The organism is Lactobacillus iners, assembly GCF_011058775.1.
Classification (GTDB): Bacteria; Bacillota; Bacilli; order Lactobacillales; family Lactobacillaceae; genus Lactobacillus; species Lactobacillus iners.
Window position 1 is genome coordinate 125,700 of record NZ_CP049230.1, and the last position, 25,039, is coordinate 150,738.

24 protein-coding genes are annotated in these 25,039 nt (G+C 32.0%); 18 read left to right on the plus strand and 6 right to left on the minus strand.

Annotated features, from left to right (window positions below):
- Positions 1–25 precede the first annotated feature (25 nt).
- The 3 genes from G6Z82_RS00575 (at position 26) to G6Z82_RS00585 (ending at position 3,823) form a co-directional block, all read left to right on the plus strand.
- On the plus strand, positions 26–1,648 hold the full coding sequence (locus G6Z82_RS00575) for a CTP synthase (RefSeq protein WP_006730274.1): 1,623 nt from the start codon (positions 26–28) through the stop codon (positions 1,646–1,648).
- Between the two features lie 131 nt (positions 1,649–1,779).
- Positions 1,780–3,045 (plus strand): UDP-N-acetylglucosamine 1-carboxyvinyltransferase, encoded by a 1,266-nt coding sequence (locus G6Z82_RS00580; protein ID WP_006730290.1) that lies wholly within the window; start codon positions 1,780–1,782, stop codon positions 3,043–3,045.
- 58 nt (positions 3,046–3,103) lie between these two features.
- Positions 3,104–3,823 carry an MIP/aquaporin family protein gene (locus G6Z82_RS00585; protein ID WP_006729760.1) on the plus strand — a complete coding sequence of 240 codons (720 nt, stop codon included), beginning with the start codon at positions 3,104–3,106 and terminating at the stop codon, positions 3,821–3,823.
- 400 nt (positions 3,824–4,223) lie between these two features.
- Here G6Z82_RS00585 and G6Z82_RS00590 read toward each other — a convergent pair whose 3' ends face one another.
- Genes G6Z82_RS00590 through G6Z82_RS00600 form a run of 3 tightly spaced genes read right to left on the minus strand, consistent with a single transcriptional unit; the run spans position 4,224 to position 7,617 of the window.
- The gene (locus G6Z82_RS00590; RefSeq protein ID WP_006731525.1) at positions 4,224–5,795 is read right to left on the minus strand and encodes an ATP-binding cassette domain-containing protein; all 1,572 of its coding nucleotides are present in this window, start codon (positions 5,793–5,795) and stop codon (positions 4,224–4,226) included.
- 20 nt (positions 5,796–5,815) lie between these two features.
- On the minus strand, positions 5,816–7,387 hold the full coding sequence (locus G6Z82_RS00595; RefSeq protein ID WP_102878193.1) for an ATP-binding cassette domain-containing protein: 1,572 nt from the start codon (positions 7,385–7,387) through the stop codon (positions 5,816–5,818).
- A 29-nt stretch (positions 7,388–7,416) separates the two neighbouring features.
- Positions 7,417–7,617, minus strand: coding sequence for a hypothetical protein (locus tag G6Z82_RS00600; RefSeq protein ID WP_006731558.1), 201 nt, complete (start codon positions 7,615–7,617; stop codon positions 7,417–7,419).
- A 297-nt stretch (positions 7,618–7,914) separates the two neighbouring features.
- Between G6Z82_RS00600 and G6Z82_RS06655 the strand changes: the two genes are divergently transcribed.
- Complete coding sequence (locus G6Z82_RS06655) at positions 7,915–8,049, plus strand: hypothetical protein (protein WP_277601651.1); 135 nt, start codon at positions 7,915–7,917, stop codon at positions 8,047–8,049.
- A 183-nt stretch (positions 8,050–8,232) separates the two neighbouring features.
- Here the strand turns inward: G6Z82_RS06655 and G6Z82_RS00605 are convergent, their stop codons facing one another.
- Positions 8,233–8,520, minus strand: coding sequence for a DUF2187 domain-containing protein (locus G6Z82_RS00605; RefSeq protein ID WP_006730317.1), 288 nt, complete (start codon positions 8,518–8,520; stop codon positions 8,233–8,235).
- A 92-nt stretch (positions 8,521–8,612) separates the two neighbouring features.
- Between G6Z82_RS00605 and G6Z82_RS00610 the strand changes: the two genes are divergently transcribed.
- The 4 genes from G6Z82_RS00610 (at position 8,613) to G6Z82_RS00625 (ending at position 12,082) form a co-directional block, all read left to right on the plus strand.
- Complete coding sequence (locus tag G6Z82_RS00610; RefSeq protein WP_006729766.1) at positions 8,613–9,170, plus strand: guanylate kinase; 558 nt, start codon at positions 8,613–8,615, stop codon at positions 9,168–9,170.
- A gap of 142 nt (positions 9,171–9,312) precedes the next feature.
- Positions 9,313–10,014, plus strand: coding sequence for a C40 family peptidase (locus G6Z82_RS00615; protein ID WP_006730250.1), 702 nt, complete (start codon positions 9,313–9,315; stop codon positions 10,012–10,014).
- Between the two features lie 155 nt (positions 10,015–10,169).
- Complete coding sequence (locus tag G6Z82_RS00620; protein WP_006729768.1) at positions 10,170–11,351, plus strand: L,D-transpeptidase family protein; 1,182 nt, start codon at positions 10,170–10,172, stop codon at positions 11,349–11,351.
- Between the two features lie 17 nt (positions 11,352–11,368).
- Positions 11,369–12,082, plus strand: a complete 714-nt coding sequence (locus tag G6Z82_RS00625; RefSeq protein WP_006731572.1) for a TMEM164 family acyltransferase — start codon at positions 11,369–11,371, stop codon at positions 12,080–12,082.
- Here the strand turns inward: G6Z82_RS00625 and G6Z82_RS00630 are convergent.
- The gene (locus G6Z82_RS00630) at positions 12,074–12,580 is read right to left on the minus strand and encodes a hypothetical protein (protein WP_006731551.1); all 507 of its coding nucleotides are present in this window, start codon (positions 12,578–12,580) and stop codon (positions 12,074–12,076) included. The two genes, G6Z82_RS00625 and G6Z82_RS00630, sit on opposite strands and share 9 nt — an antisense overlap.
- 172 nt (positions 12,581–12,752) lie before the next feature.
- Here G6Z82_RS00630 and rpsL point away from each other — a divergent pair, with 172 nt between their 5' ends.
- The 8 genes from rpsL to G6Z82_RS00670 all read left to right on the plus strand — a co-directional run bounded on the left by rpsL (position 12,753) and on the right by G6Z82_RS00670 (position 22,114).
- Positions 12,753–13,160: a 30S ribosomal protein S12 gene (gene rpsL / locus G6Z82_RS00635; RefSeq protein ID WP_006729771.1), complete on the plus strand. Its 408-nt coding sequence runs from the start codon at positions 12,753–12,755 to the stop codon at positions 13,158–13,160.
- Positions 13,161–13,175: 15 nt separating this feature from the next.
- The gene (gene rpsG, locus G6Z82_RS00640) at positions 13,176–13,646 is read left to right on the plus strand and encodes a 30S ribosomal protein S7 (RefSeq protein WP_006729772.1); all 471 of its coding nucleotides are present in this window, start codon (positions 13,176–13,178) and stop codon (positions 13,644–13,646) included.
- 32 nt (positions 13,647–13,678) lie between these two features.
- Entirely contained in the window at positions 13,679–15,769 is a 2,091-nt protein-coding gene (gene fusA, locus G6Z82_RS00645; RefSeq protein WP_006729773.1) for an elongation factor G, read from the plus strand.
- Between the two features lie 182 nt (positions 15,770–15,951).
- The gene (helD, locus tag G6Z82_RS00650; protein WP_206528193.1) at positions 15,952–18,243 is read left to right on the plus strand and encodes an RNA polymerase recycling motor HelD; all 2,292 of its coding nucleotides are present in this window, start codon (positions 15,952–15,954) and stop codon (positions 18,241–18,243) included.
- Between the two features lie 87 nt (positions 18,244–18,330).
- Complete coding sequence (gene coaA, locus G6Z82_RS00655; RefSeq protein ID WP_164785685.1) at positions 18,331–19,173, plus strand: type I pantothenate kinase; 843 nt, start codon at positions 18,331–18,333, stop codon at positions 19,171–19,173.
- A gap of 12 nt (positions 19,174–19,185) precedes the next feature.
- Entirely contained in the window at positions 19,186–19,746 is a 561-nt protein-coding gene (gene efp, locus G6Z82_RS00660) for an elongation factor P (RefSeq protein ID WP_006729776.1), read from the plus strand.
- Positions 19,747–19,902: 156 nt separating this feature from the next.
- Entirely contained in the window at positions 19,903–21,183 is a 1,281-nt protein-coding gene (pepT, locus tag G6Z82_RS00665; protein WP_006733358.1) for a peptidase T, read from the plus strand.
- A 19-nt stretch (positions 21,184–21,202) separates the two neighbouring features.
- Positions 21,203–22,114 carry a DNA/RNA non-specific endonuclease gene (locus tag G6Z82_RS00670; RefSeq protein WP_006730251.1) on the plus strand — a complete coding sequence of 304 codons (912 nt, stop codon included), beginning with the start codon at positions 21,203–21,205 and terminating at the stop codon, positions 22,112–22,114.
- A gap of 63 nt (positions 22,115–22,177) precedes the next feature.
- Here the strand turns inward: G6Z82_RS00670 and G6Z82_RS00675 are convergent, their stop codons facing one another.
- Positions 22,178–23,095 carry an N-acetylglucosamine kinase gene (locus G6Z82_RS00675; protein WP_006729779.1) on the minus strand — a complete coding sequence of 306 codons (918 nt, stop codon included), beginning with the start codon at positions 23,093–23,095 and terminating at the stop codon, positions 22,178–22,180.
- A 171-nt stretch (positions 23,096–23,266) separates the two neighbouring features.
- On the opposite strand from G6Z82_RS00675, the gene G6Z82_RS00680 reads away from it, so the two are divergent.
- A complete protein-coding gene (locus tag G6Z82_RS00680; protein WP_164785686.1) occupies positions 23,267–24,175 on the plus strand; it encodes a serine hydrolase in 909 nt (302 codons plus the stop codon).
- Positions 24,176–24,196: 21 nt separating this feature from the next.
- A complete protein-coding gene (locus G6Z82_RS00685; protein ID WP_006732925.1) occupies positions 24,197–25,039 on the plus strand; it encodes a hypothetical protein in 843 nt (280 codons plus the stop codon).

Here is a 25,039-nt window from a genome sequence, read left to right on the forward strand (position 1 = left end):
TTGTGTATTGGAAAGGAATTATTGCATGACTAAGTATATTTTTGTAACTGGTGGCGTTGTATCATCTTTAGGAAAAGGTATTACCGCATCGAGTTTAGGACGTTTATTAAAAAATCGTGGTTTAAAGGTAACTATGCAAAAATTTGATCCATATATTAATATAGATCCAGGTACGATGAATCCATATCAACATGGTGAAGTTTATGTAACAGATGATGGAACTGAAGCTGATTTAGATTTGGGTCATTATGAACGATTAGTAGATGTAAGAACTAGCAAGTATTCAAATGTTACTACTGGTAAAATATACCAAGAAGTTTTAGAAAAAGAACGTCGTGGCGATTATCAAGGTGATACTGTACAAGTTATTCCGCATATAACAGATATGATCAAAAAGAAAATAATGCGTGCAGGGTTAACCACTGATTCTGATGTAGTTATTTCTGAAATTGGTGGTACTGTAGGTGATATAGAATCTACACCATTTATGGAAGCTATTAGACAAATGCGTCGTGAAGTTGGCGATGAAAATGTAATGTATATTCATTGTACTTTAGTTCCATTGCTACATGCAGCTCATGAAATGAAAACTAAGCCAACACAACATTCTGTAGCAACTTTACGTAGTATAGGTATTCAACCTAATATGTTAGTTTTACGTGCTGAACAATCTATCAAGCAGGAATTAAAGAATAAAATTTCTAACTTTACTGATGTTCCAGTGGAAAGAATTATGGAATCAATCGATGAACCATCTTTATTTGATGTGCCATTGTCTTTCCAAAAACAAGGTATGGATCAATTAGTATGTGATTATTTACATCTAGACAGTCCAAGAAAAACTGCGGATATGGAATCTTGGAAACGTTTAGATCAAAGAGCTAAGAATTTAGAGCATACTACAAAGATTACTTTAGTTGGTAAATATGTTGAGTTAGAAGATGCATACATTTCTGTAACAGAAGCTTTGCAACATGCAGGTTACTTATATAGTACTAAAATTGAGGTTGATAAAGTACAAGCAGAAAATATTACTGAAGATAATATTGCAGATATTATGCGTGGTTCTGAGGGATTAATTGTACCTGGTGGTTTTGGCACAAGAGGTCTTGAAGGAATGATTACTGCAATTAAGTATGCCAGAGAAAATGATATTCCATTTTTAGGAATATGTTTAGGAATGCAAATGGCCAGTGTAGAGTTTGCACGTAATGTTTTAAATATGAAGGGTGCAAATACTACTGAGGCAGATCCAAAAACCAAATACAATATAATCGATATTATGGCGGATAAACGAGACGTTGAAAATATTGGTGGTACTTTGCGTTTAGGTCTTTACCCTGCAACTTTGAAAAAGGGTACTAAAACTAGTGCTGCCTATGATGGCGAGTCAGTAATACAGGAACGTCATAGACATCGTTTTGAATTTAATAATGAGTATCGTCAAGCATTTGAAGATGCGGGCATGATATTTTCAGGTGTATCACCAGATAATAGACTAGTAGAAATTATTGAGATACCTCAAAATAGATTCTTTGTTGCAACACAATATCATCCTGAATTTTTGAGTAGACCACAGCGTCCAGAGGGCTTATTTAAGGCATTTATCGGTGCTGCAAGTGGTTTACCTATTTCAGAATTTAATTAGTAGATATATAAAATGCAAGAAGTTCGAGTGAAAATGCTTTCTCTTCTTGTTTTTTTGGCTATTTTTCTATATCATGTTTTGTGATACAGTTATGTATTACAGTAAAAAATTAGAAGGAATTGTTCCCTATAATGAAAAAAATGATTATTCATGGTGGAAAGCCCTTAAAGGGCGACGTATGGATAGGTGGAGCAAAAAATTCAACAGTAGCTTTAATTCCAGCGTCAATACTTTCTCGTACGACCGTTGTTTTAGAAGGTGTACCTCGTATCGCTGATGTAGATAATTTGATGGATTTGTTAGGTGAAATGGATGTTAAATGTAAATTTGAAGAAACTACATTGACCATTGATCCTGAGAATATTAAGCGTAGTCCATTGCCAGCAGGCAAGATAAAGTCTCTACGTGCATCATATTATTTCATGGGTGCTCTTTTGGGTCGCTTTGGAAAAGCTGTTGTAGGATTCCCAGGTGGGGATGATATCGGACCTAGACCGATCGATCAACATATCAGAGGATTTGAAGCATTAGGTGCTAATGTGGACAATGAAGATGATAAAATTATTATTACAGCTCCTGAAGAAGGATTAAGGGGTGCAAAAATATCTCTAGCTATGCCTTCCGTTGGTGCCACTATGAATATTATTATGGCATCAGTCACTGCTAATGGACAAACTGTAATAGAAAATGCAGCTAAAGAACCTGAGATTATTGATTTAGCCATATTTTTAAATAATATGGGTGCAGTAATTAGAGGAGCAGGTACTGATACGATTAGAATTAATGGTGTCAGTCAGTTAAAGGCCAAAGCTTCACATACGATTATTCCAGATAGAATTGAAGCAGGTACATATATTTCTTTAGCAGCTTGCATTGGTAATGGTATCAGAATTCATAATGTAATTACGGAACATTTGGATAGTTATCTTGCTAAGATTGAAGAAATGGGCGTTGTAACGGATGTTGATGAAGATTCAATTTTTGTTTATCCAGCAGGCGATCTTAAGATGGTTCAAATCAAAACGGAACCGTATCCTGGTTTTGCTACAGATTTACAACAGCCAATTACACCACTTTTATTAACTGCTAAAACTGGCGAGGGTATAATAATTGATAATATATATCCTAAGCGTGTAGGGCATGTGCCCGAGTTGCGAAAAATGGGTGGAGAGATTTGTGTGGAAAATAATATTATTTTGATCCACCCTAGTTCTAAATTAAAAGGTATGGATGTTAATGCTGGTGAAATTCGTGCTGGTGCTGCTTTAATGATAGCAGGCTTGATGGCTGATGGTGAAACTGTTATTCATAATGCAGGCAACATTTTGCGAGGATACGATCGTGTTCAAGATAAGATTCGTAAGTTGGGTGGCGATATAACTGTTGTTGAAGAATAATTAATCTTACGAGTAAACAAATCCCCTATTTTCTAAAATTTTTCGAGAGGTAAATATTATGTCAGAATTATTAGGTGAGTTCTTCGGTACTATGGTCATGGTGGCTTTAGGTGTTGGTACTGGAGCAGCTGTTAATTTAAAGAAAAGTTATGCTAAGAATGCTAATTGGTTTTATATTATTTTTGCGTGGGGTTTAGCTGTAACATTTGGAGTTTATGTTGCTGCTAATTTCGGCTCTAAAGCCCATTTGAACCCTGCTGTTACTCTTGGTATGGCGGTTGGTGGTTATTTCCCATGGGATAAAGTTTTTACATATATTGTAGCTCAATTTATAGGTGCTTTTTTTGGCGGATTGATTCCATACATACATTACTATGCCCACTTTAAAGAAACCAAAAATGAGGCTGAGGGTAATCATGTAGGTATTTTTGCTACAGGTCCAGCTACTAATAGTCCAATCTTTAATTTCATAGATGAAACAATTGATACTTTTATTTTTGTATTTGTATTAATTCATTTGGGTAATTTCGGAGAAGGATTAAAACCATTTATTGCAGGATTTTTAGTTATTGTTATTGGATTAGCCTTAGGTCCTACTACTGGATTGGCTATGAATCCAGCTCGTGATTGGTCACCAAGATTAGTTTATACAATTTTCCCAGTTCCATATAAATCTACAGCTAATTGGAGTTATGCATGGGTTCCTATGTGTGGTCCCCTTTTAGGTGGTATTTTAGCAGCTCTCTTGAACTATAGCTTGCAAAACTATATTTTATAATTTTATCTAATAAAAAAAGCAACATTTTAAAATGCAATGTCATTAAGTTAAGATATTGACGAAAATAGAGCTTGATGAACCGAATAATTTTGATTCGGTTCTTTTTCTTTTTAAAAGAAAAGTGAGCAGAGTTTTTGTCTTTTTGCTCACTTTCGTCATATCATTGGTCTTTCATAGAAAATTGTGGTTCTTATGAAATACCTTCACTTAACTATTATTAAACATATCGATAAATGCCTTGAAAAGCGTTGCTGAATTCGTCAATGTCTTTCTTGATGTAAGAAAGGTTATAGCATGGATTTTTTTACTTGCATAGATTTTTTTGAAATTTTATTTTAATTTTGTAGTGCTAGCACTAATTAGTGTTTATACTATAGAATTTCAGTACTACAGAATAGATCTAAACTAAATGTATTTCTCTATCAAAGAGACTGTACATTTCATCATTAAAATTATGAGCTATAAAGATCACAGTATATGGACTATTTAATAACTTCTTTAAAATATCGAGCGTTGCTTTTTTATCTATAGCACTAGTGCCTTCATCAATTAAAATAAAATCGTCATCGTGAATGCAAGCCCGAGCTAATACTATTTTTTGTCGCTGACCTCCAGAAATATTTAATTTTTGCAAATTTAATTTTGTCTTTAGGCCTAATGGCATTTTTCTAATATCAGATTCAAAAGAAATGTCTTTAACATAATCTAATACTTTATTTTTCAATTTTGAATTGAACATTGTAATATTATTTTCGATACTATCAGGAAATAATATTGGATCTTGTGGGATATATCTTATCTTAACCTTATTAATTTTAATATCAGCACCATATTTATTTTTAAAATTGATCGTACCAGTATGAAGTTTAATTTTACCAAGAAGTACTTTAAATAGAGTGGTTTTTCCAGTTCCTGAGTCACCAGTTAATAAAACTTTTTCACCAGATTTTATATTCAAATTGGGAAACTTTATTATTTTCCCATTAGAAAATTTTACCGACACGTTTTTTGTAGTCAAGCTAGCTGGAGACTGTAAAGTACCTATATGCTCAACTACAGCTGTATCCGCATTAACCTCATTGCTTAAACTATCTACTGAATGAATCTGTCCTAATTCAGTTGCAAGCATTTTAACTGACATATTGATATAGGAGCTAAAGCTTTCAACAGTTACTATTACACCAAATACAACAGTATGGTTTGTAACTAATATTGCCGTAACTGCTAATAAAGCAAATTGCAACAGTGCTGAAGTAGCCTTATTCAATACAGCTAAACCTTGCATAGTACCTGTTCTTGCTATATTTGCACTTTCTAATGTATCAGATGCATTATCCATAATCCTAGAAAGCTGTGCACCCACTGAAAACCTTTGAAGTACCGACAGACCATCTAACCATTTTTCAGCTGTATCTAAATACTGCTTATTTGCTTGAGATAGCTTTAGAGCAGCTGCTTGCATAGTGGGACGAAGAAATTTAGGCAAATAAAAGCTGAGCGTTCCCAATATCAAAACGACAATTAATAGACTCCAATGAAATAGCAACAGCCCAATCGAGGCAAAAATAATTTGAGCTAAATAGTATGGAATATCCGTATATACTGCCAGCTTTGAATCTTTTATTAAGTTCAGATCGTTAGTTAAGCGATTCTGAACTTCGGCAGCATTATGTACTTTATTATCATAAAAATAATGGTTTACTATTTTAAATCTTATTTTATGATTATATTGCTGAATTTGTTTTTCAATCCAATACTGACAAATATTAAGACCAGCATAACTTATAATAAATAAAATCAAAGATAGAGTAATCAGAAAAATAAATTGTTGCCATTTTCTGTTTTTAATGGCCGTTATTTGATATGTATTAATATAGCTGACCCCAATTATTAAACCAGAAGTTAAGAATTCTAGAACTAATAGCGATATCATTCTTATTCTATTAACAGCATATATATCTTTAAAAGACACTTATAATCACCTCTTATTATTTACAAGCTAATCTTTCTACTAAATAGTTTTTCCATATCTTGAGTTAAATTATGAGCTATTACAATAACTGTCTTATTCGATGATACTAAGTTTTTTAGAATACGATAGCTACTTCTTGAATCTATTGCACTAGTTGCCTCATCAGCTAAAATAATAGAAAAATTATGTATCTCATTACGAGCTAAAATAATTTTCTGTTTTTGCCCTCCAGAAAAATTAATCGTGTCTAAATCAATTTTTGTTTCAAATCCGTTTGGCATACTAGCTATATCTTTACTTAAATCATTGTTTTCAATAGAATTTTTTACCTGCTGTTTCAACTTATTATTGAACATAATAATATTGTTGATAATAGAAGTAGGAAAAAGCTTACCATCCTGAGGAATATAACCAATTTGAGCATAATCTGGACTAATTTTTTTACCATATTTATCTTCAAAAATAACTTGTCCCGTAGTTGGGTACATTTTATTAAGAATTAATTTAAATAGCGTAGACTTACCAGTACCACTATCTCCACTAAGCAACACTTTTTCGCCTTTTTTAATACGAATATCTGGGAAGTGTATTGTTTCTCCATTTTTAAATGAAATGCTTAAATCATGTGTACTAATTGAGTATATTTCATCAGTATTAATTTCTTTATGAGAGGAGATTACCTTTTGGGACTCAACAATTTGTTTGTTAAGCTCTTGAACTGATTGAATTCGTGTTAACGATGTAGTAATTGTCAACAAGCAATTTAAAATCATAGAGGAAAAGTTACCGGCTGCTATTATTACTCCGAAGGTTACTTGATGATTAAAAAATAAGATTGCTGCTAACAGAGTAATCGCAATTTGAGAGAAAGAATTGGCACATCCGTTAAGAAAATCTGCAATAGAAATTACTTTTTTTCTTTTTACGAAGCTTGTTTCTAGATTTTTACTAACTTCTTGCATGACTAAGTTTAGTTTATTAAAAGCAGTATACTTTCTTAATTCTTCTAAGCCATTAAACCATTCTTCAATAGCTAACAAATATTTACTATTTCTATTAACCACTTTTTGCGTTGCATTAGAGGCTCTTTGTCTTGTAAAACGAGGAATGTAAAGTGTAATAACTGATAGAATTAATGCCAATAATGTAAGCATCCAATTCATTAGAAGAAGGCTGCCAATAGATGTAACCAACAAGAAACATGATTGAATAATACTTAAAGACTTATCGGCATAATTTTTAGTAAGCACTTGTAAATTACTATTTAATTCATTTTCTATTTCAGCCACTTTAGGTGCCTTGTCATGAAAGTATTTGCTTATTAAGTTATGTCTAATACTGTGAATATATTTTTGAGTTTGTTTACTAAAAAGATAGGTAGCTAACGAGCTGAAAATGTAAGAAACGAATGAAAGGAAAACACTACTGGCAATAATTATCAAAAAACCTATGAGAATATTTTTAACTAATTGATTATAGGCAAATTGTATAATATATGAGCTTGTTGCAGATCCTGCTGCAAATAATAGCTCTAAAACAATTATTACAATGAATAAGAGTAAATTAGTTTTAATTAATTTTTGAAAACTCATCTTTAATCACCTAGATCCTATAATTATTTTTAATAATATCGGCTTTTTCTAAGGGAATGGATAAATATACATATCTGTCTTTTTAAATCAGCTTGCAATTTTGAAGTTGATACACCAGATCTATTAAAAGAATCTAACATTTCAATTTGTCTAGCAAAAGGATCATCAGAATGATTATCACCAAAATAATTTGTTAATAAATATTGTTTCTTTTTATTAACCTTTTCCATAAAAAATACTTCCTTCCAATAAAAAGATATTTCTTTCTAAATGGATGTAGTTCATTTGGAAATTAAGGTAATAATATTGCCTTTTTATTAATTAGTCAACGCATTTTTTAATTTTTTATATTATTCTTCATTTAATACTTGTTATTTGCTAAAAATGATTTTAATTAAGTAGTGCTAGCACTATAGAATATTACCAAATAAAGTTTCTTAGTTCATAATAATTTTTGTAAGAAATTGAAACTACTGTGAGGTGCAAAATGACTAAAATTATAACCTTTGGTAACTGCCATTCACCAAATGCAACGTTTAAAGTACTATGGAGTAACTGGAATTACTAATGACAGTTGTTACGATGAAAAAGTATTTGAAGTTTATAAGCAAGTTGTAAATGATCTCTATTATGGCCACCAAAATGTAAATCTAGTCCTTTAATTTCAAGTTTATTTAAACTTCCGAGTTGCTTTTTAATTTCTTGACGTTGTTGCTTAGTTAAAGTGAGTGGCTGCATAAAAATAACGTAGCAGTCATATAAACTGCTACGCTAAAAAGTTTAACTTTTTGGGGTCACATCAATTTTAAAATGTTGCTTTTTTTATTAGCTACAAGCGAATTATTTTATTGTTGCTCATCTTTTGCTTCAATTTTGGATATTTTGATTTCATTAGTAGGTGTTTCAGCTTGTTTTGATGGTTTTTTAGCTAATTTCTTAAGATTTTTAAAACTAACTACAATTTTTCCATTAAGATCACTAACATTTGTTTCATCTTCTGGTTCATAGGATGTAATAGATAATAATACTGAGTTTTCGTATATTTTTTCTACTTTACCTTCAAATGGCTTGGATATTTCTTCATCAGATTTTGCACCTACGATAGAATCTATTTTGATATCGCTTTTTTTCATGAAAAACACTCTTTCCTTATTAGTATGATATCGTATACAATAGTGAAATAATATTATAAAAATCAAGCAATTTCAAGCAATAGGAGTATATTTTGAAAAAAATCATTATCATTGCTGGCCCTAGTGGTGCTGGTAAGACCACTATATCTAATTATTTGCAGGAAAAATACAATATACCACGAGTTTTAACACATACTACGAGACCGCCGAGGGCAGGCGAACAAAATGGCAAAGAGTATTATTTTGAGACCGATAGTAGTTTTAGTAAACTTCATCTATTTGAAAAAGTAGAATATGGCCATTATCAATATGGCTCAAGTCAGGAGTCTCTACAAAAAGCTTGGAGTCAACATGATTTAGTTTCTATCATACTTGAAACCCAGGGTGTCAATTCGTATTTTCATAAGCTACCGATTGATAATATTTGTTTTATTTATATTACAATTAGTGATCATTCTAAGTTAATGCAACGTTTGATTGGGCGAGGGGATGCTCCTATTGAAATAAATAAAAGGATTAATAGTTCAGAATTTAAACGTGATTTGCAATTGCATGGCGTTTTAAAAAAGTATGCTCATATTGTAGTCAATGATAATTGGCAAGATACTAAAGGAACTATAGCAAAGTTGATTGATCAGATACAACATTAGTGGTTTTTTGAAATATTTATTACATGATTTTGTAATCAATGTGCTTTAATTCTGTAACATGGATGTAATACTAATCAGATACAATAGTCATTGTAATAAATTAAGATTTTAAAGCGACAGAGAGTCGCAGGAGGAACCTGATTTGAAACCACTTATGTCTAGATTATTTAAATTCACTTTGGCTACAACTATTGCTGTGACTGGTGTTGTAGTATCTAATTCTTTAAAACCAGTTAAAGCAAAAGCTGCTGGTGTTATAGCTAAGGTTAATTATGTACCTGGTTATGGCATAGCTGTCTGGAATAATGTAAATGGCGGACATACTACTGGTCAGTATTTACCTCATGGAAGTAGATGGGTAGTTGTTAAGACTTCTTATGATAAACAAGGTAGATTATGGTACGATTTAGGCCACAATCATTGGGTATTAGCTTCATATACTGTTTCTGATTCTACACCTGTCTCTCAATCTGCATCAGCTAACACTAGTGTAAAAGCTAGTGCACAAGCTATAATTAATTTTGCTCTTAAGCAACAAGGCAAGCCTTACGTATATGGTGCTGCAGGTCCTAGTGCATTTGATTGCTCAGGCTTAACTTCATACGTTTATAAGCAAGTTACAGGTCGTTATATTGGTAGAACTACTTATAATCAATTGAATGCTGGTACACGAGTTAGCGTTAGTCAATTACAACCAGGTGACTTAGTATTTTGGGGTAATTATCATGTTGGTATTTACATCGGCAATGGACAATATATTCACTCACCACAACCTGGACAAAGTGTTACTGTAGCTAATATTTCTAGTTACTACTACCCTTCATACGGTGTTCGTGTACTTTAATTCTTAATTGCATATATTTAAAAGGTATCAAGTTGTTGATGCTTTTTTTGTTTTCTTATTGCTTCAATTTATGACTACTAATTTTTTATATATAATAATTTAGCTGAACTACGTGATATAATAACTTAATAGAGTAAGGCAGAGGAAGTAATTATATGCGTAAAAAAGCACGTAGCTATAAATTTAGTCTGATTATTTTGCTACTTCTTTCTTTTTTATTGGTTATTTTTTTATTAATTGCAAATAATAAAAGAAAACATAATCGAATTAAGCAAATCAATCAAACAGTTATATATAATAAAACTCATTTTAATCCATGTGTAAAAATATATGGCGTAGATGTTAGCAAATTAACAATTGATCAAGCATATAGAAAAGTTAATAAAAAAGCTGTTAATGCATTAATGATTGACGGAAGAGATATAAAGTTAATTAGAAAAGATTTCGAAACTATTACTCGAAAAAAAGTTGAAGATTATTTTAACGAACAAAAGACAAGATTGCCTAATTATCAAAAATATATTTTTCGTAATAAAGAATTATTGGATTTAAAAGGTAAAGCCAAAAATATAGCTGATGCCAAAGTAGTATTTGAAATTTTGGGTAAAAAATACATTTTCTCAAGAAAAAAATATTATCCAAAAGTTGAATGCTATAATAAGGCATTTCATTTTTTAGATGATAGTTTACTGAAGGCTAGGATAGAAAGACTTAATCAAGAGTATAGCACTTTGCATAAAAAGTATCATTTTGAAACTCCTGAACATGGTATGATTTTGGTAAGAAATGAGAGTTATGGATGGGCCATTAATTCTAAACAGTTAATTGAAGCTATTAAATCTGCATATATTAATAAACATTCTGTATTAAAAGGTCACAATTTTGTTTATGGTATTGGATATAGCTCATATGGTAAAGGATATGGTAAAGGTAATAATGGGTTAGGCAACACATATATTGCTGTATCTATCCCTAATCAAGAAGCATGGTTTTATAAGCATGGCAAGTTAGTTCTTAAAATTAACAATATTGTCACAGGAACTGCTGCAAATAAGTTAGATGCGACTCCAAAAGGCGTTTGGTATATTCATTATAAGCAGTCACCTAGTGTATTGCGTGGTAAAAATAGTGATGGAACACCATATGCATCTCGTGTTAGATATTGGATGCCATTTACTTTGAGTGGATGTGGACTGCACGATGCTGCTTGGCGAACCGATTGGAGTAAAACTGCTTATATAAAAAATGGTTCACATGGATGTGTTAATATCAAACCTAGCCTGATAAAAGCTGTTTGGAATGTAGTTGAAAAGGATGAACCTGTAGTTATTTATTAGAGAGTAGGATAGTGTTGGTGGAATATTTTTTTAGACATGTACCTGATGGAACAACGAATTTTAACATGGCTTCTGTTTGGATAGCATTATTTATATCGGTTTTATTGGTTCATAAATTTCGTTATAGTAAGCTTTTGCTAAATTTTGTGTTTGGTTCTATGCTTTGCTTACAATTATTGTTGATATATTGGTATTACGGTGAGCCTAGTACCTTTTTACATGAAGGATTGCCTTTATTTCATTGTAGAATTGCTGCAATTATGATTCCTTTAATGTACTACATGAATCAAAAAAAGATAGCTGTTTATTTTTCATGGTTAGGCATAATAGGAACTACTCTTGCGTTTACAATACCTGATCCTTCTAGGTATGTTTGGCCACATATTACTAATGTTACATATATTGGTTCACATATATTATTAATGTGTGCAAGTATTATGGTAATTGAAAATGTCGAAACTGGGCTAAGAAGTATTGATATTATGAGCATCACATTGGCAATGAACACTTTAGTATTAGCAGTAGATTTGTTACTTAAAGCAAATTATTGCTACTTGATGCAATTGCCATTTAAGCTATGGTTTACGCCTAATGGTGTCATAATTTTTATAATAATGACATTTTTATTGATTTGTAGTATATCTTTTCTACAAAAAGAATATGAAATAGCTTGTAAAAAAAATCTAGCTAAAAAAGCTACGATAAAAGATGATACAGATTACTTACAATAATAATAATGTAATCAGTGTAAGCCATTGCCCTAAGAATAAAAAGGGCAAGAAAGGTAATGATCTATTATTTTTATTGTGAAATATTATATATATTAAGGCAGTGCAACATGCGATTAAAAGGATATGTAGTGATATACCTACTCCATATATTCCGCAAAAAATAATGAAGTAAAATAAATCGCCACTGCCTATTTTTTTACTCAAAATTAAGATAAAAAATACGAAAAATAAGATGAGTAAAATTTTCCATTCCCCTGCAGTGAAAGCACCAAAACTATTTTTCCATTCTATGATTAAGCTGATTATAGGGATGATAGCTAATAATAAATAAAATTCTTGGTTAAAGAAATCACTGATAATAGCGTATGAAAAAAATCCCGTAGAGAGGATTAATATTATCTTGGAACATAAAATATAAGGTAGTGACAGCCAAATTATACTTAATTGTCCTAATAGCAGAATCAGAATTAAAATATTATTTTTGTAGTTATTTTTCATAAATTACCTCGTTATCTATAATGCATAATTTATTACGCAAAATTAGTATAAATATATAAAAAAGTGTTGACATATTAGTCTCACATGCATTATTCTATTAATTGTGCATATATTATGTTTGGGGGTTAAAAAAGAAACTCCCGGATGTGTGAACAATTAGGAGGAAAAATTAATGCCAACAATTAACCAATTGGTTAGAAAAGGCCGTCATTCTAAGACGACTAAATCAAAGTCACCAGCTTTGAATTATGCTTATAATAGTATGAAAAAAGAAATGAATTATGATCCAGCACCACAAATGCGTGGTGTTGCAACTCGTGTAGGTACTATGACACCTAAGAAACCTAACTCAGCTTTGCGTAAATACGCTCGTGTGCGTCTTTCTAACTTAGTTGAAGTTACTGCTTATATTCCTGGTATTGGTCACAACTTACAAGAACACTCAGTTGTATTAATTCGTGGTGGTCGTGTAAAAGACCTTCCTGGTGTTCGTTATCATATTATTCGTGGTGCATTGGATACTGCCGGTGTTGACGGAAGAAAACAAGGTCGTTCCAAGTACGGTGCAAAGAAAGACTAATAGGAGGAATAATCAATGCCTAGAAAAGGTAATATTGCTAAGAAAAATGTTTTAGCAGATCCAATTTACAATTCAAAATTAGTTACTAAATTGATCAATCACTTAATGGTTGATGGTAAGAAGGCTAAAGCTTCATCAATCCTTTATGATGCATTTGATATCATTAAGGAAAAGACAGGCAAAGAACCAGTAGAAGTCTTTGAAGAAGCAATGAACAATGTTATGCCTGTATTAGAAGTTAAAGCACGTCGTATAGGTGGTTCTAACTATCAAGTTCCTGTAGAAGTACGTCCTGAAAGAAGAACAACTTTGGGATTAAGATGGTTGGTTTCTTATTCTCGTTTGCGTAATGAACATAATATGGATGAGCGTCTTGCTAATGAAATTATGGATGCAGCAAACAATACTGGCTCAGCAGTTAAGAAGCGTGAAGATGTGCATAGAATGGCAGAAGCTAACCGTGCATTTGCTCACTATCGTTTCTAATCAGTTAGTTTTTAAAAGGAGTAAAAAAATTTATGGCTAATAAACGTGAGTTCTCTTTGGAAAAAACACGTAATATTGGTATCATGGCTCACATTGATGCTGGTAAAACAACTACTACTGAACGTATTTTGTACTATACGGGTAAGATCCACAAAATTGGTGAAACACACGAAGGTGATTCACAAATGGACTGGATGGAAGAAGAAAAAGAGCGTGGTATTACTATTACATCTGCAGCTACCACTGCTCAATGGAAAGATCACAGAATCAACATTATTGATACCCCAGGACACGTTGACTTCACTATAGAAGTAGAGCGTTCTCTTCGTGTTCTTGATGGTGCTGTTACTGTTCTTGATGCACAGTCAGGTGTTGAACCTCAGACAGAAAATGTTTGGCGTCAAGCTGAAACTTATGGTGTACCACGTATTGTTTTTGTTAACAAGATGGATAAAATTGGTGCAAACTTTGACTTTTCTGTTAAAAGTTTACATGAACGTTTGAATGCTAATGCTCATGCTGTACAAATGCCAATTGGTGCCGAAGATCAATTTGAAGGTGTCATTGACTTAATCGAAATGGTTGCAGATGTTTATGATGAAGATCAACTTGGTGCTAAATGGGAAACTATTCCTGTACCTGATGAGTACAAAGAAGAAGCAGAAATGCGTCGTGCAGAGTTGATTGAAGCCGTTGCAGATGTTGATGATAACGTTATGGAAAAATATCTTGGCGGTGAAGAAATATCAAATGAAGAATTAAAGGCAGCTATTCGTAAGGCTACTTTAAACTTGGAATTCTTCCCTGTTTTTGCTGGATCAGCATTTAAGAACAAAGGTGTTCAAATGATGTTGGATGGTGTTATTGATTACTTGCCATCTCCAGTTGATGTTAAACCATACGTTGCTCATGAACCAAAGACTGGTGAAGAAGTTGAACTTCTTGCAGATGATGACAAGCCTTTTGCAGCACTTGCATTTAAGATTGCAACTGACCCATTTGTAGGTCGTTTGACATTTATACGTGTATACACTGGATCATTACAATCTGGTTCTTATGTATTGAATGCTTCTAAAAATTCTCGTGAACGTGTAGGTCGTTTGTTACAAATGCATGCCAATACACGTCAAGAAATTCCTGAAGTTTTCTCAGGTGATATTGCAGGTGCTATCGGTTTGAAGAACACTACTACAGGTGATTCTTTAACTGATCCTAACCATCCACTTATTTTGGAAAGTTTACAAATTCCAGATCCTGTTATTCAAGTTTCTATTGAACCAAAATCTAAAGCTGATCGTGACAAAATGGATGTAGCTCTTCAAAAACTTACTGAAGAAGATCCAACATTCAAAGCTGAAACTAACCCTGAAACTGGTCAAACTTTAGTTGCTGGTATGGGTGAATTACACTTAGACATTCAAGTTGAGCGTATGAAACGTGAATTTGGTGTTGAAGCTACTATTGGTGAACCTCAAGTTGCATATCGTGAAACATTTACTAAAGTTGCATCAGCACAAGGTAAATTTGTTCGTCAATCTGGTGGTAAAGGTCAATATGGTGATGTTTGGATTGAATTTACTCCTCAAGAAGAAGGAAAAGGTTACGAATTCGAAGATGCCATTGTTGGTGGTGTTGTTCCTCGTGAATACATTCCAGCAGTTGATGCCGGCTTGCAAGAAGCTATGAAGAATGGTGTATTAGCAGGTTATCCATTAATTGATGTTAAAGCAAAATTATATGATGGTAGTTACCATGAAGTTGACTCCTCTGAAGCTGCATTTAAAGTTGCTGCTTCCTTGGCACTAAAGAACGCTGCATCTAAAGCAGGTGCAGTTGTGTTGGAACCAATTATGAAAGTTCAAGTTATAACTCCTGAAGAATACTTGGGTGATGTAATGGGTTCAATTACTGCTCGTCGTGGTACTATGGAAGGTATGGAAGATAGAGCTGGTGCTAAGGTAATTAACTCCTTTGTTCCACTTTCTGAAATGTTTGGTTACGCTACTACTTTACGTTCTTCTACTCAGGGTCGTGGTACATTTACTATGGTATTTGATCACTATGCACCAACACCTAAGTCTATTCAAGAAGAGATTATTAAAAGCCGTGGCGGTAATGCCTAATGATATTTAAGAAGCCTAAAATGCTTTTTAAATAAAATTATTAAAAATACACGATTTCTTTCGAAAAGTTGAGATCGTGTATTTTTTTATAAAATATTACCTGAGGTGGATTTTATATTTCTTAAATTGCATATAATGTGTTAAAATTGTATGCAAAGTTTTATATGGTATGGGTGAATATTTTGACAAAAAAATCAGAGCAACAAAAGGAACAAGAGCATTTAGATCATGTTTTATCTCTAATTCAGGATCGAATTAAAATAGTTGAAAAATCAATAAGTGGTGCACAATCTGAGGCACAAAATTTAAATGCCCACTTTTTTGATGATTTAAAGTTAGACTACGATGGATATTCTACTTCGATGGAAACAGCTTTATCTATTCATCAGCAACAACAATTATTGGAAGAACGACAAAATGCGTGGCAGCATGCTACTAAGCAGTTATCTACATTACAGCGATTAAATAAAAGACCTTATTTTGCGAGAATTGACTTTCAGGAACAGAATGAGAAACCCGAAACTATATATATTGGCTTAGGTTCGTTTGCGGATAAAAATGATCAATTTTTAATTTATGATTGGCGAGCTCCAATATCATCTATCTATTATGATGGAAAACTAGGATCTGTTACTTATTATGCTCCTGATGGTGAGCAAGAAGTATTGATGACTAAAAAGAGACAATTTTCAATAAAAGATGGACAAATAGTTAATATGTTTGATACCAATGAATCGATTGGCGATCAAATGCTAATTAACGTTCTGAACGAAAAATCTTCTACGCAAATGAAGTCTATCGTTACAACCATTCAACGAGAGCAAAATAAAATTATCAGAAATACTACTGCTGACTTATTATTTGTACAAGGCTCAGCAGGTTCAGGTAAGACGAGTGCAATTTTGCAGCGAATAGCGTATTTGCTTTATAGATATCGTGGTAATTTGGTATCTAGTGATGTAATAATGTTTAGTCCTAATCAATTGTTTAATGACTATGTTAAGAATGTTTTGCCAGAGATGGGAGAACAAAATATGGTGCAGATGACATATAGGCAATTTGTATCGAGGAGGGTACCAGCTTTTAAAGTTGAATCTTTATTTGATCAATTTGAAGATCAAAATAAAAATCCTAAGATTGCTAAATTAAAAGATTCTTTAGAATTTTTTGAGGCAATTAATCATTATAGTAAACATTTGATCAAACATGGTGTTGTTTTTAAAAATATATATTTTAAGGATAAAGAAAAACCCTTTTTTGACAAAGATTATATTAAAGATATATACTATAGTTTCAATGAAAATTACAATTTGCGTAATAGAATCGAAGCTACTCGTGAAAAATTAGTTGTTAGGTTAAATGAAAGTATATCAGCTGAAGCTAAAAAATCATGGGTTGCTAAATATTTAGAATCAATTAGTAAAGAAGAACTCAATAAATTATATGATAGACCAGATCAAGAATTTGCCTCCAGTACAGAAGAAGAGCGTTTTTTATCTAAGAAAATTGTTATAAATAGTCTTAAGCAGGTATTGCGTAAAGTCAATGCTAATAGTTTTTTCAATATCCGAGCTCAATATATAGCATTTTTACGTGCTATCCCTAAAATGATAGATTTACAACAATATGGAATTTCTGAAAATGAATGGTACGATCATATTGAATTAGTTAAACAGAACTTTGTGCATAAGCAAATTAAAATTACGGATATATCATCATATCTATATTTATATGATGTAATAACAGGTCGCAGAGTAAATTATGAAATGAGATATGCTTTTATTGATGAAATTCAAGATTATACACCATTTCAATTGGCATATTTAAAATATAATTTTCCACGTGCAAAATTTACGATGTTAGGCGATTTAAATCAAGCTATTTTTACTAAAGACGATAGCTTAACCTTGTTAGATAAAGTTAAGCAATTATTCATATCAGAAAAAATAGAATTAATAAAATTAACCAAGTCTTATCGTTCAACGAAACAAATTACAGATTTTACCAAACAAATATTAAAATCAGGTGAATTAATAGAAGCATTTGATCGTAATGGAGCTAAACCAACAATTTGGCATTGTGATAATGCAAGTGCAGTACATAAAATAAATGATATTCTAATAGCTAATAATCAGGAAAAATTGACCACTGCTATTATTACTAAGACTCTTGAAGAGGCACGTGATTTAACTACTAAATTAAAAAGTGAATCAATCAAGGTAACATTAATTGCTACAGCTAATCAAAGATTAGTTCCAGGTGTATTAGTTATTCCTTCATATTTAGCTAAGGGATTAGAGTTTGATGCTGTAATTGCTTGGCAAGTTAATAATACTAATTATCATAAAGAGGATGAACGGCAGTTATTGTATACCATTACATCTAGAGCTATGTATAAGTTAGATTTAATTTATACGGATGAATTGAGCGATTTGTTGCGGGAGATAAAAGCTGATACCTGTAAATGGAGTTAATTGCATCAGTTATCAGATAAAATAACTTTTATTTTTCTATTTTATATGATAGGCTAGACTAGGTTGGTTTCAAAAGAAGGTGAACTATTGGAAGAGGATTATATAAAAATAACTCCTGAGATGTTGCGACATTGCGTGTCACCAGGGGCTAATAGTTTAGATTTTTTAATTTTACTGATTGAAAAATCTTATACCAATTATTTAAATAAACAAAAGAATAATTTGCAATTTGTAACCAAATCAATAGTTAATCCACCTTTTGTAGTAGCAGTTACAGGTTCAGTTGCATCGGGAAAGTCTACTTTGAGTAAAAAGCTAAAGCTTGCCTTGCAAGAAAAATATGGCAATGATAATGTAGATCTTGTGTCTATGGATGGATTTATTATGTCCAACGCAGAGTTGGATGATAAAGGGTTAATGTCTCAGAAAGGTTTCCCTAGCTCGTTTAAATGGGATGCTATAGTTAATTTTTTGACTGAGATTAAACGAAGGCGTCCCAAAGTACCATATAGATTATATTCTCAGACTATTTCTGACTTAGTGCCAGATAAAATTGCTTATGTTAAACAGCCAGATATATTATTGGTTGAGGGAATAAATTTATTACAAACTTATGGTAAACAAAAAGTTTTGACGGATTTTATTGATTTTAGTATCTATTTAGATGCTGATGAATCATTACTTGAATCTTGGTTTATGGACCGCTTTCATCAACTTTTAGTAGTTAATGCTAATAGTCCTGATAATTTCTTTTATAGGTGGGTTAAGATGCCCACTACAGAGGCTGACCGATTAGCACATCAAGTTTGGCGTGATGTAAATTTGAAAAATCTACATGAATATATTTTACCAAGTAAAGAACGTGCAGATTTAATTGTTAAAAAATGTAGAGATCATATAATGACTGATTTTTATATAAAAAAATATTAGGAGAAATGTATAATGACAACAGCAATAGAATTAAAAAAAGGTATGATTTTTAAGCAAGATGGTAAATTGATAGAAGTATTAGTAAGTAACCATCACAAGCCTGGTAAAGGTAATACAGTTATGCAAATGGATTTACGTGATGTAATGTCAGGATCTGTTGTACATAAAACAATGCGTCCAAGTGAAAAAGTGGAGTTAGTTCATGTTGATTTGAAAAAAGCACAATATCTTTATGATGATGAAGTAAACTTTATTTTTATGGATACTGCAACATATGAACAATATGAAATTCCTAAGGAGCATTTGTCAGAAGAAAGTAAATATTTATTACCAAATATTAATGTTGATTTGAAATTTACAGATGAGGGTCAATTGATAGGTGTTGGTCTTCCAACTACTGTTAATATGAAAGTAGTTGAAACTCAACCAGGTATTAAAGGTGCTACTGCTGCTAGTGGTGGTAAGCCTGCAACTATGGAAACAGGATTAGTTGTGACTGTGCCTGATTTTATTAATGAAGGCGATGAGTTGATCATCAATACTGATACTGGTGAATATAAATCAAGAGCGTAATATATTTTTAAAAAGTGAGTTCCAAAAATTTAGATTTTTGAGCTCACTTTTTTGTAAATTGATAGAAAAAATAGTTTTATATTAATATTTGACAGGTGCTATATAATACATAATATAAATATTTTTCTATTTTGAAATAATATGGGGGAAGATGCTATGAACGATATTGACACTGCATATATAGAGCAAAAATTTGTTGAATATTGTAAAGTGAATACACGCTCAGATCCAAATAACAATTGTGTACCTACAACTAAAGGGCAAGTAGAATTGTTAATGATTATAAAAAATGAGTTGCAAGAGTTAGGTTTAACAAATATATCATATAGTGCTAAAGATTCATATTTAGTCGGATTACTACCTAGTAACACAGCTACGTTAACTACTGCAGTTGGTTTTGTAGCTCATGTAGATACTGCTGATTATAATGCCGAAAATGTAAAACCACAAATTTATCGAAATTATGATGGTAAAAAAATTTATTTGGATCCTCAAAAAGATAGAGTGTTAGATCCTGCTGAGTTTCCTAGTCTTAAAAAACATATAGGCGAAACTTTGATAACAGCTTCTGGTAGCACTTTATTAGGTGCTGATGATAAAGCTGGTATAGCAGGATTGTTGGGTATGTTGAAATATTTTAAAAATCATCCTAATGCTGAACATGGTGATATCTGGGTAGCATTTGGTCCAGATGAAGAGATAGGACAAGGAGCTAAGCGGTTTGATATTAGTAGATTCCCTGTTGAATTTGCATATACATTAGATAATGGTGATCCAGGTGATATTGCATATGAAACCTTCAATGCAGCTAGTGCCACATTACAATTTAAGGGAACGATTGTCCATCCTGGAGAAGCTTACGGCTTGATGGTGAATGCAACTACGATGGCTAGTGAATTTATTGAATCTTTGCCTAAAGATCAAGTTCCGGAAAAGAGTAAAGATTTTGAGGGATTCATGATGGTTCTTTCCAATAATGGTGATGTAGGTTATGCAAAAGTGGAATTAATTATACGTGATTTTGATACTGATTCTTTTTTAGCTAAAAAGCAAATGCTCATAGATTTGGTTGATGCATTTAATAAAAAATATGGTGAGAATCGTGTAGAAATTTCCATGCATGATCAATATAAAAGTCCAGGTGATCTGATTAAACAATACCCTTATGTAGTTAACTTGGTGCTACATGCGTATGAAAAAATGGGGTTAGTTCCTAAAATAATCCCATTTCGTGGTGGAACTGATGGCGATTTTATTTCTGAAAAAGGCATACCAACTCCAAATTTATTTAATGGTGGAGCTAATTTCCATGGACCATATGAATATGTAAGTGTTGAAAGTATGTCTTTATTGTCAAAAACTTTAATAACAATAGTTCAGTTACATCTCAAAATGTGTGATCATCGTGATAATACGCCTTTAAAAAGAAAGTACTAAAATTATGGAGGTGAATTAAATGGCACGGAGAAAAAAACCTCAAAAAAGAAATGATTTATCTAGGTCTATATTTTGGCTAATATGTATTATTTTAGCTTTTACTTTCTGGGGTACTAAACGGAGTGCTTATCATACACATACTGATAATTATCGTACACAATTTAATAAACAGGTACCATCTTCTTCACATAGAGATAATTCGCCCAAAATTAATGCAACTTCAGAAATTCCAGCTGCCAAAATTGCTAAATCAGCATATGGTGGTTTAGATGATAGTGATTATCAAAAATTAGCTGCATGTAATTTTAAAAGTGGGGATGCAGCTTATGTATATGTTAATAATAATCACTCGACGCTAATCAAGAATGCATGGAAAATTAATAAGGTTATATACTCAAATTTAGATTCATTAAATCGGACATCTCATTCAAATACCGCTTTTTTAGAATCCCGAAATGTTGCTAATGATAGTTTGCGAGTGAGACAATTTATTAATCCGACAGGATGGCATTCGAATAGACAAAATGCTATGCGGACTCAGATATATAATCGTGGTCATATGATAGCATATTCTGTTTCTGCTGGTATTGATCAATCAGGAAGATATAATCCTAATAATCAATCAGGAGATCAAAATAATATAAAAAATTTGTTTACACAAACAGCATTTTCTAATCAAAAAATTCAAACTATTTTTGAAAGTAAAGTCAGAAAAGCATTGCGGATGGGGCAGAAAGTTATTTTTCAAGCAACCCCCATTTTTCGTGGTAATGAATTAATGGCTCGAGGTATTAATTTACAGGCTATTTCAGTCAATGGTTGGTTAGATTTTAATGTGTATATTTTTAACGTTCAGCCAGGGTATACCTTTGATTATGCAACTGGTAGAGCAAAAGTTGCTCGTGATTTTTCTGTTGGTTGGGTAAAATAAAAAACATCCTAATGTTGATATTAATTAACATCGGATGTTTTTTTATATAAATAACTAAGTTTATTAGTTTTTAGAACTAGTGAAGTAGCGGTAGTCTTTACTCTTATCGTAAATTACACCACGTGCATTTTCTCCATTAGATACACTAAATACAGCATCAGGATATTGTTCTTTTACTTCATCTTCCATAAATGAGCGAATCATTGCATTATTAGATAATACAGAACCTGTTAAAGCAATGCGCATTGGCTTTGGATCCTGATATCTATCTAAACACATTAAAATATCACGTGCTAAAAGATGTGCTTGTTCTTGAATGATATCACGTGCTTCTGCATCTCCGCTATCAGCTAATTTAGCAATTTCTACTGCATAAGAAGCTACTTGAGGGCTAGTCATTGTATAGAATTTAGCAGGTGCATCATTCATATTATCCAAATTCCAAATTTTAATAAACAAATCAATAAGTGAACTTGGTTGACGTTGATCCCATTTTGAAAGTGCAGTGACTAATGCGGCTTTAGTGATAGCATAACCAGAACCTTCATCGCCAAGCAAAGAACCATATCCACCTACTGTAATCAATGAGCCATTTTGACGACCATTGACAACAGAACCAGTACCTGCAATAACTAAAGCTCCATCGGTACCTTCTAAGCCGTTATATAAAGCTAATAAAGAATCTGTTATAGCACGGGTAGGAATATTACCAACCATTGATGAAATTGTAGCCGCAACTTCTGGTGCATTACCTACTACTGATAGACCGGCAATACCAGCTAATATTTTGATACAATCTCCATCAATTTTATTACGTAATTCATTAATTGCAACAGTTATATTTTTAATACCTAAGTTGTAATCATTGTTAATTTGACCAGGACCAGATTCAGCTCGCCCAAGTTCTTTTCCTTGTTCGTCGTATGCAATAGCAGTACTATGAGTACCACCTGCATCTATACCTATCATATATTTAAACATTTATATTACCTTATTCTATAAAAATTTTTTGTTAACGCATACACATTATATTACATCTTTCTAAGATAGGTCTAGTCTATAAAAATTTTCATAAAATGTTACCGATAACCTTTTGAAACTTTTAGCTATGTACATGTTAGAATATTAGTTATAGAAGCAAAGGAGCCAATAATGAAAATCAAGCGTATTTTAGTAGCAATTGCTATTTCCTTTTGTAGTTTTATTTTGTATATAACAAATGTACAGCACTTAAAAAGCATGAAATTGATTGTTTCTAAACCTAAAAGTGTGCAATTACATAATAGTTCATCTTCATCATTGGTTACGAAAAGTCAATCCGAAGATGATTTTATTGTTGCCAAAAATAGTGATCACCAGTTGATAGAACCTATAAAAAATAATGTTGACCTTATGACGCCATTTCAAGTTGCAGTTCAAGGGTTAAATTTTAACAAAAAGGCTAGCATCTATAATAAAAAAAATTCTTTGGAAGTAGGCAACATTTTAAAACTTTTTGTTTTGTTGGCTTATCATAAAGCATTACTGGAAAAAAATCCTAAATTAACTAAGCCATATAAAGTAATGGCTGGAGATGTCAAAGGCAAAGGATTAGTAGTCAATACATCATATGCTTATCCATTTTTAATACAACAAATGATGTATCATAATAGCAATGATGCAGCGAATATTTTGGTTAAAGTGTTAAAGCTAGAATATATCAATAAAGTTGCTGCTGAATTAGGAGCCAAGTCTACTAAAATCATTAATTCTTTCGACCAAAAAGATGTAGGGCAAACAACTGTTGCTGATATGATTACTATTTTCACAAAGTTGTATCGCCGGCAAATATTAACGGTTAATGATTGCAATTTAATACTTAGATTATTAAATACTTATCCCAATAAGGGCCTAGCTGCAGGTATTCCAGGTATTTGTCATTATATTTCTGATGATAATGCAAGTTGTTGTCTTGTAAATAAAAATGGCAAAGTTTACATTATAGCCGCTATTGGGGGAGATAAAAATAGATTTAATCAACTAGGTAAGGACGTATACAACGTAATAGTTATGCATAAGTAGAGATATTTTTGGAGGATTAATATGCACGAAAATAGTGAAAATAAAAAAGAAAAACAACAAAATGATACAGTATTATTGATGGTTGAGTGGATAAAACATAATGCTGTTTTAGTTTTTGTACTGGGCATAGTTTTGATGATTATTACTAGTATTATTGCTTTTATGGGTTGGGCTGTTTTAGTTTGCTTATTAATGCTTTTATACTTTACATGTGCTAATGAAAAAATAGCTGAAGAATATACTGTAGATCGTAAGCTGGAAGAAAAGGTGGATGTAGTTGGTTCATCTTTGGTTAATAGTGTTGAAAATAGTCGAATTAGTAATAGATATCGTCGCTATAGGCAAAGTACTCGTGAACCGCGTACATGGTTGCAATGGGGCGTGATTGCTATGGCCTTAATATGTTTGGTTACTATTTTTTATGGTCCATTTGCATCAGATGCATTGTCAGTTGTCCAAGGTCATACTATTTCCAACACTTTGTTATTTGCGTTTAATAGGTTTTCGGCCCTACACTATCGTTTGATTGCATGGGTTATGTGGTTATTTATTGTAGCTATTCCAATCACTATTATTATTATCACTTTGAAAAATATCAAGCATAATCGGGAATTTGCCTTTGTTCTCTCGCTTTTAGAAACTATCGTTTTATTAATTTGGTTATTTGAACTGGTTTTCTTAAATGTTGGTATTAAAGTTGGTTTAGGAACTATTACTGGCTCAAGATTATATCGGATTCAAACTAATATAATTAGTTTTGGTGTTTCAGCTTATTTACTAATTGTAGCTAGTTGTATTACAAGTGTAGTGACCTTTAAGAGTTGGTTTTCTTATATAAAAGATAAAAATAAAAATGCAAAATAA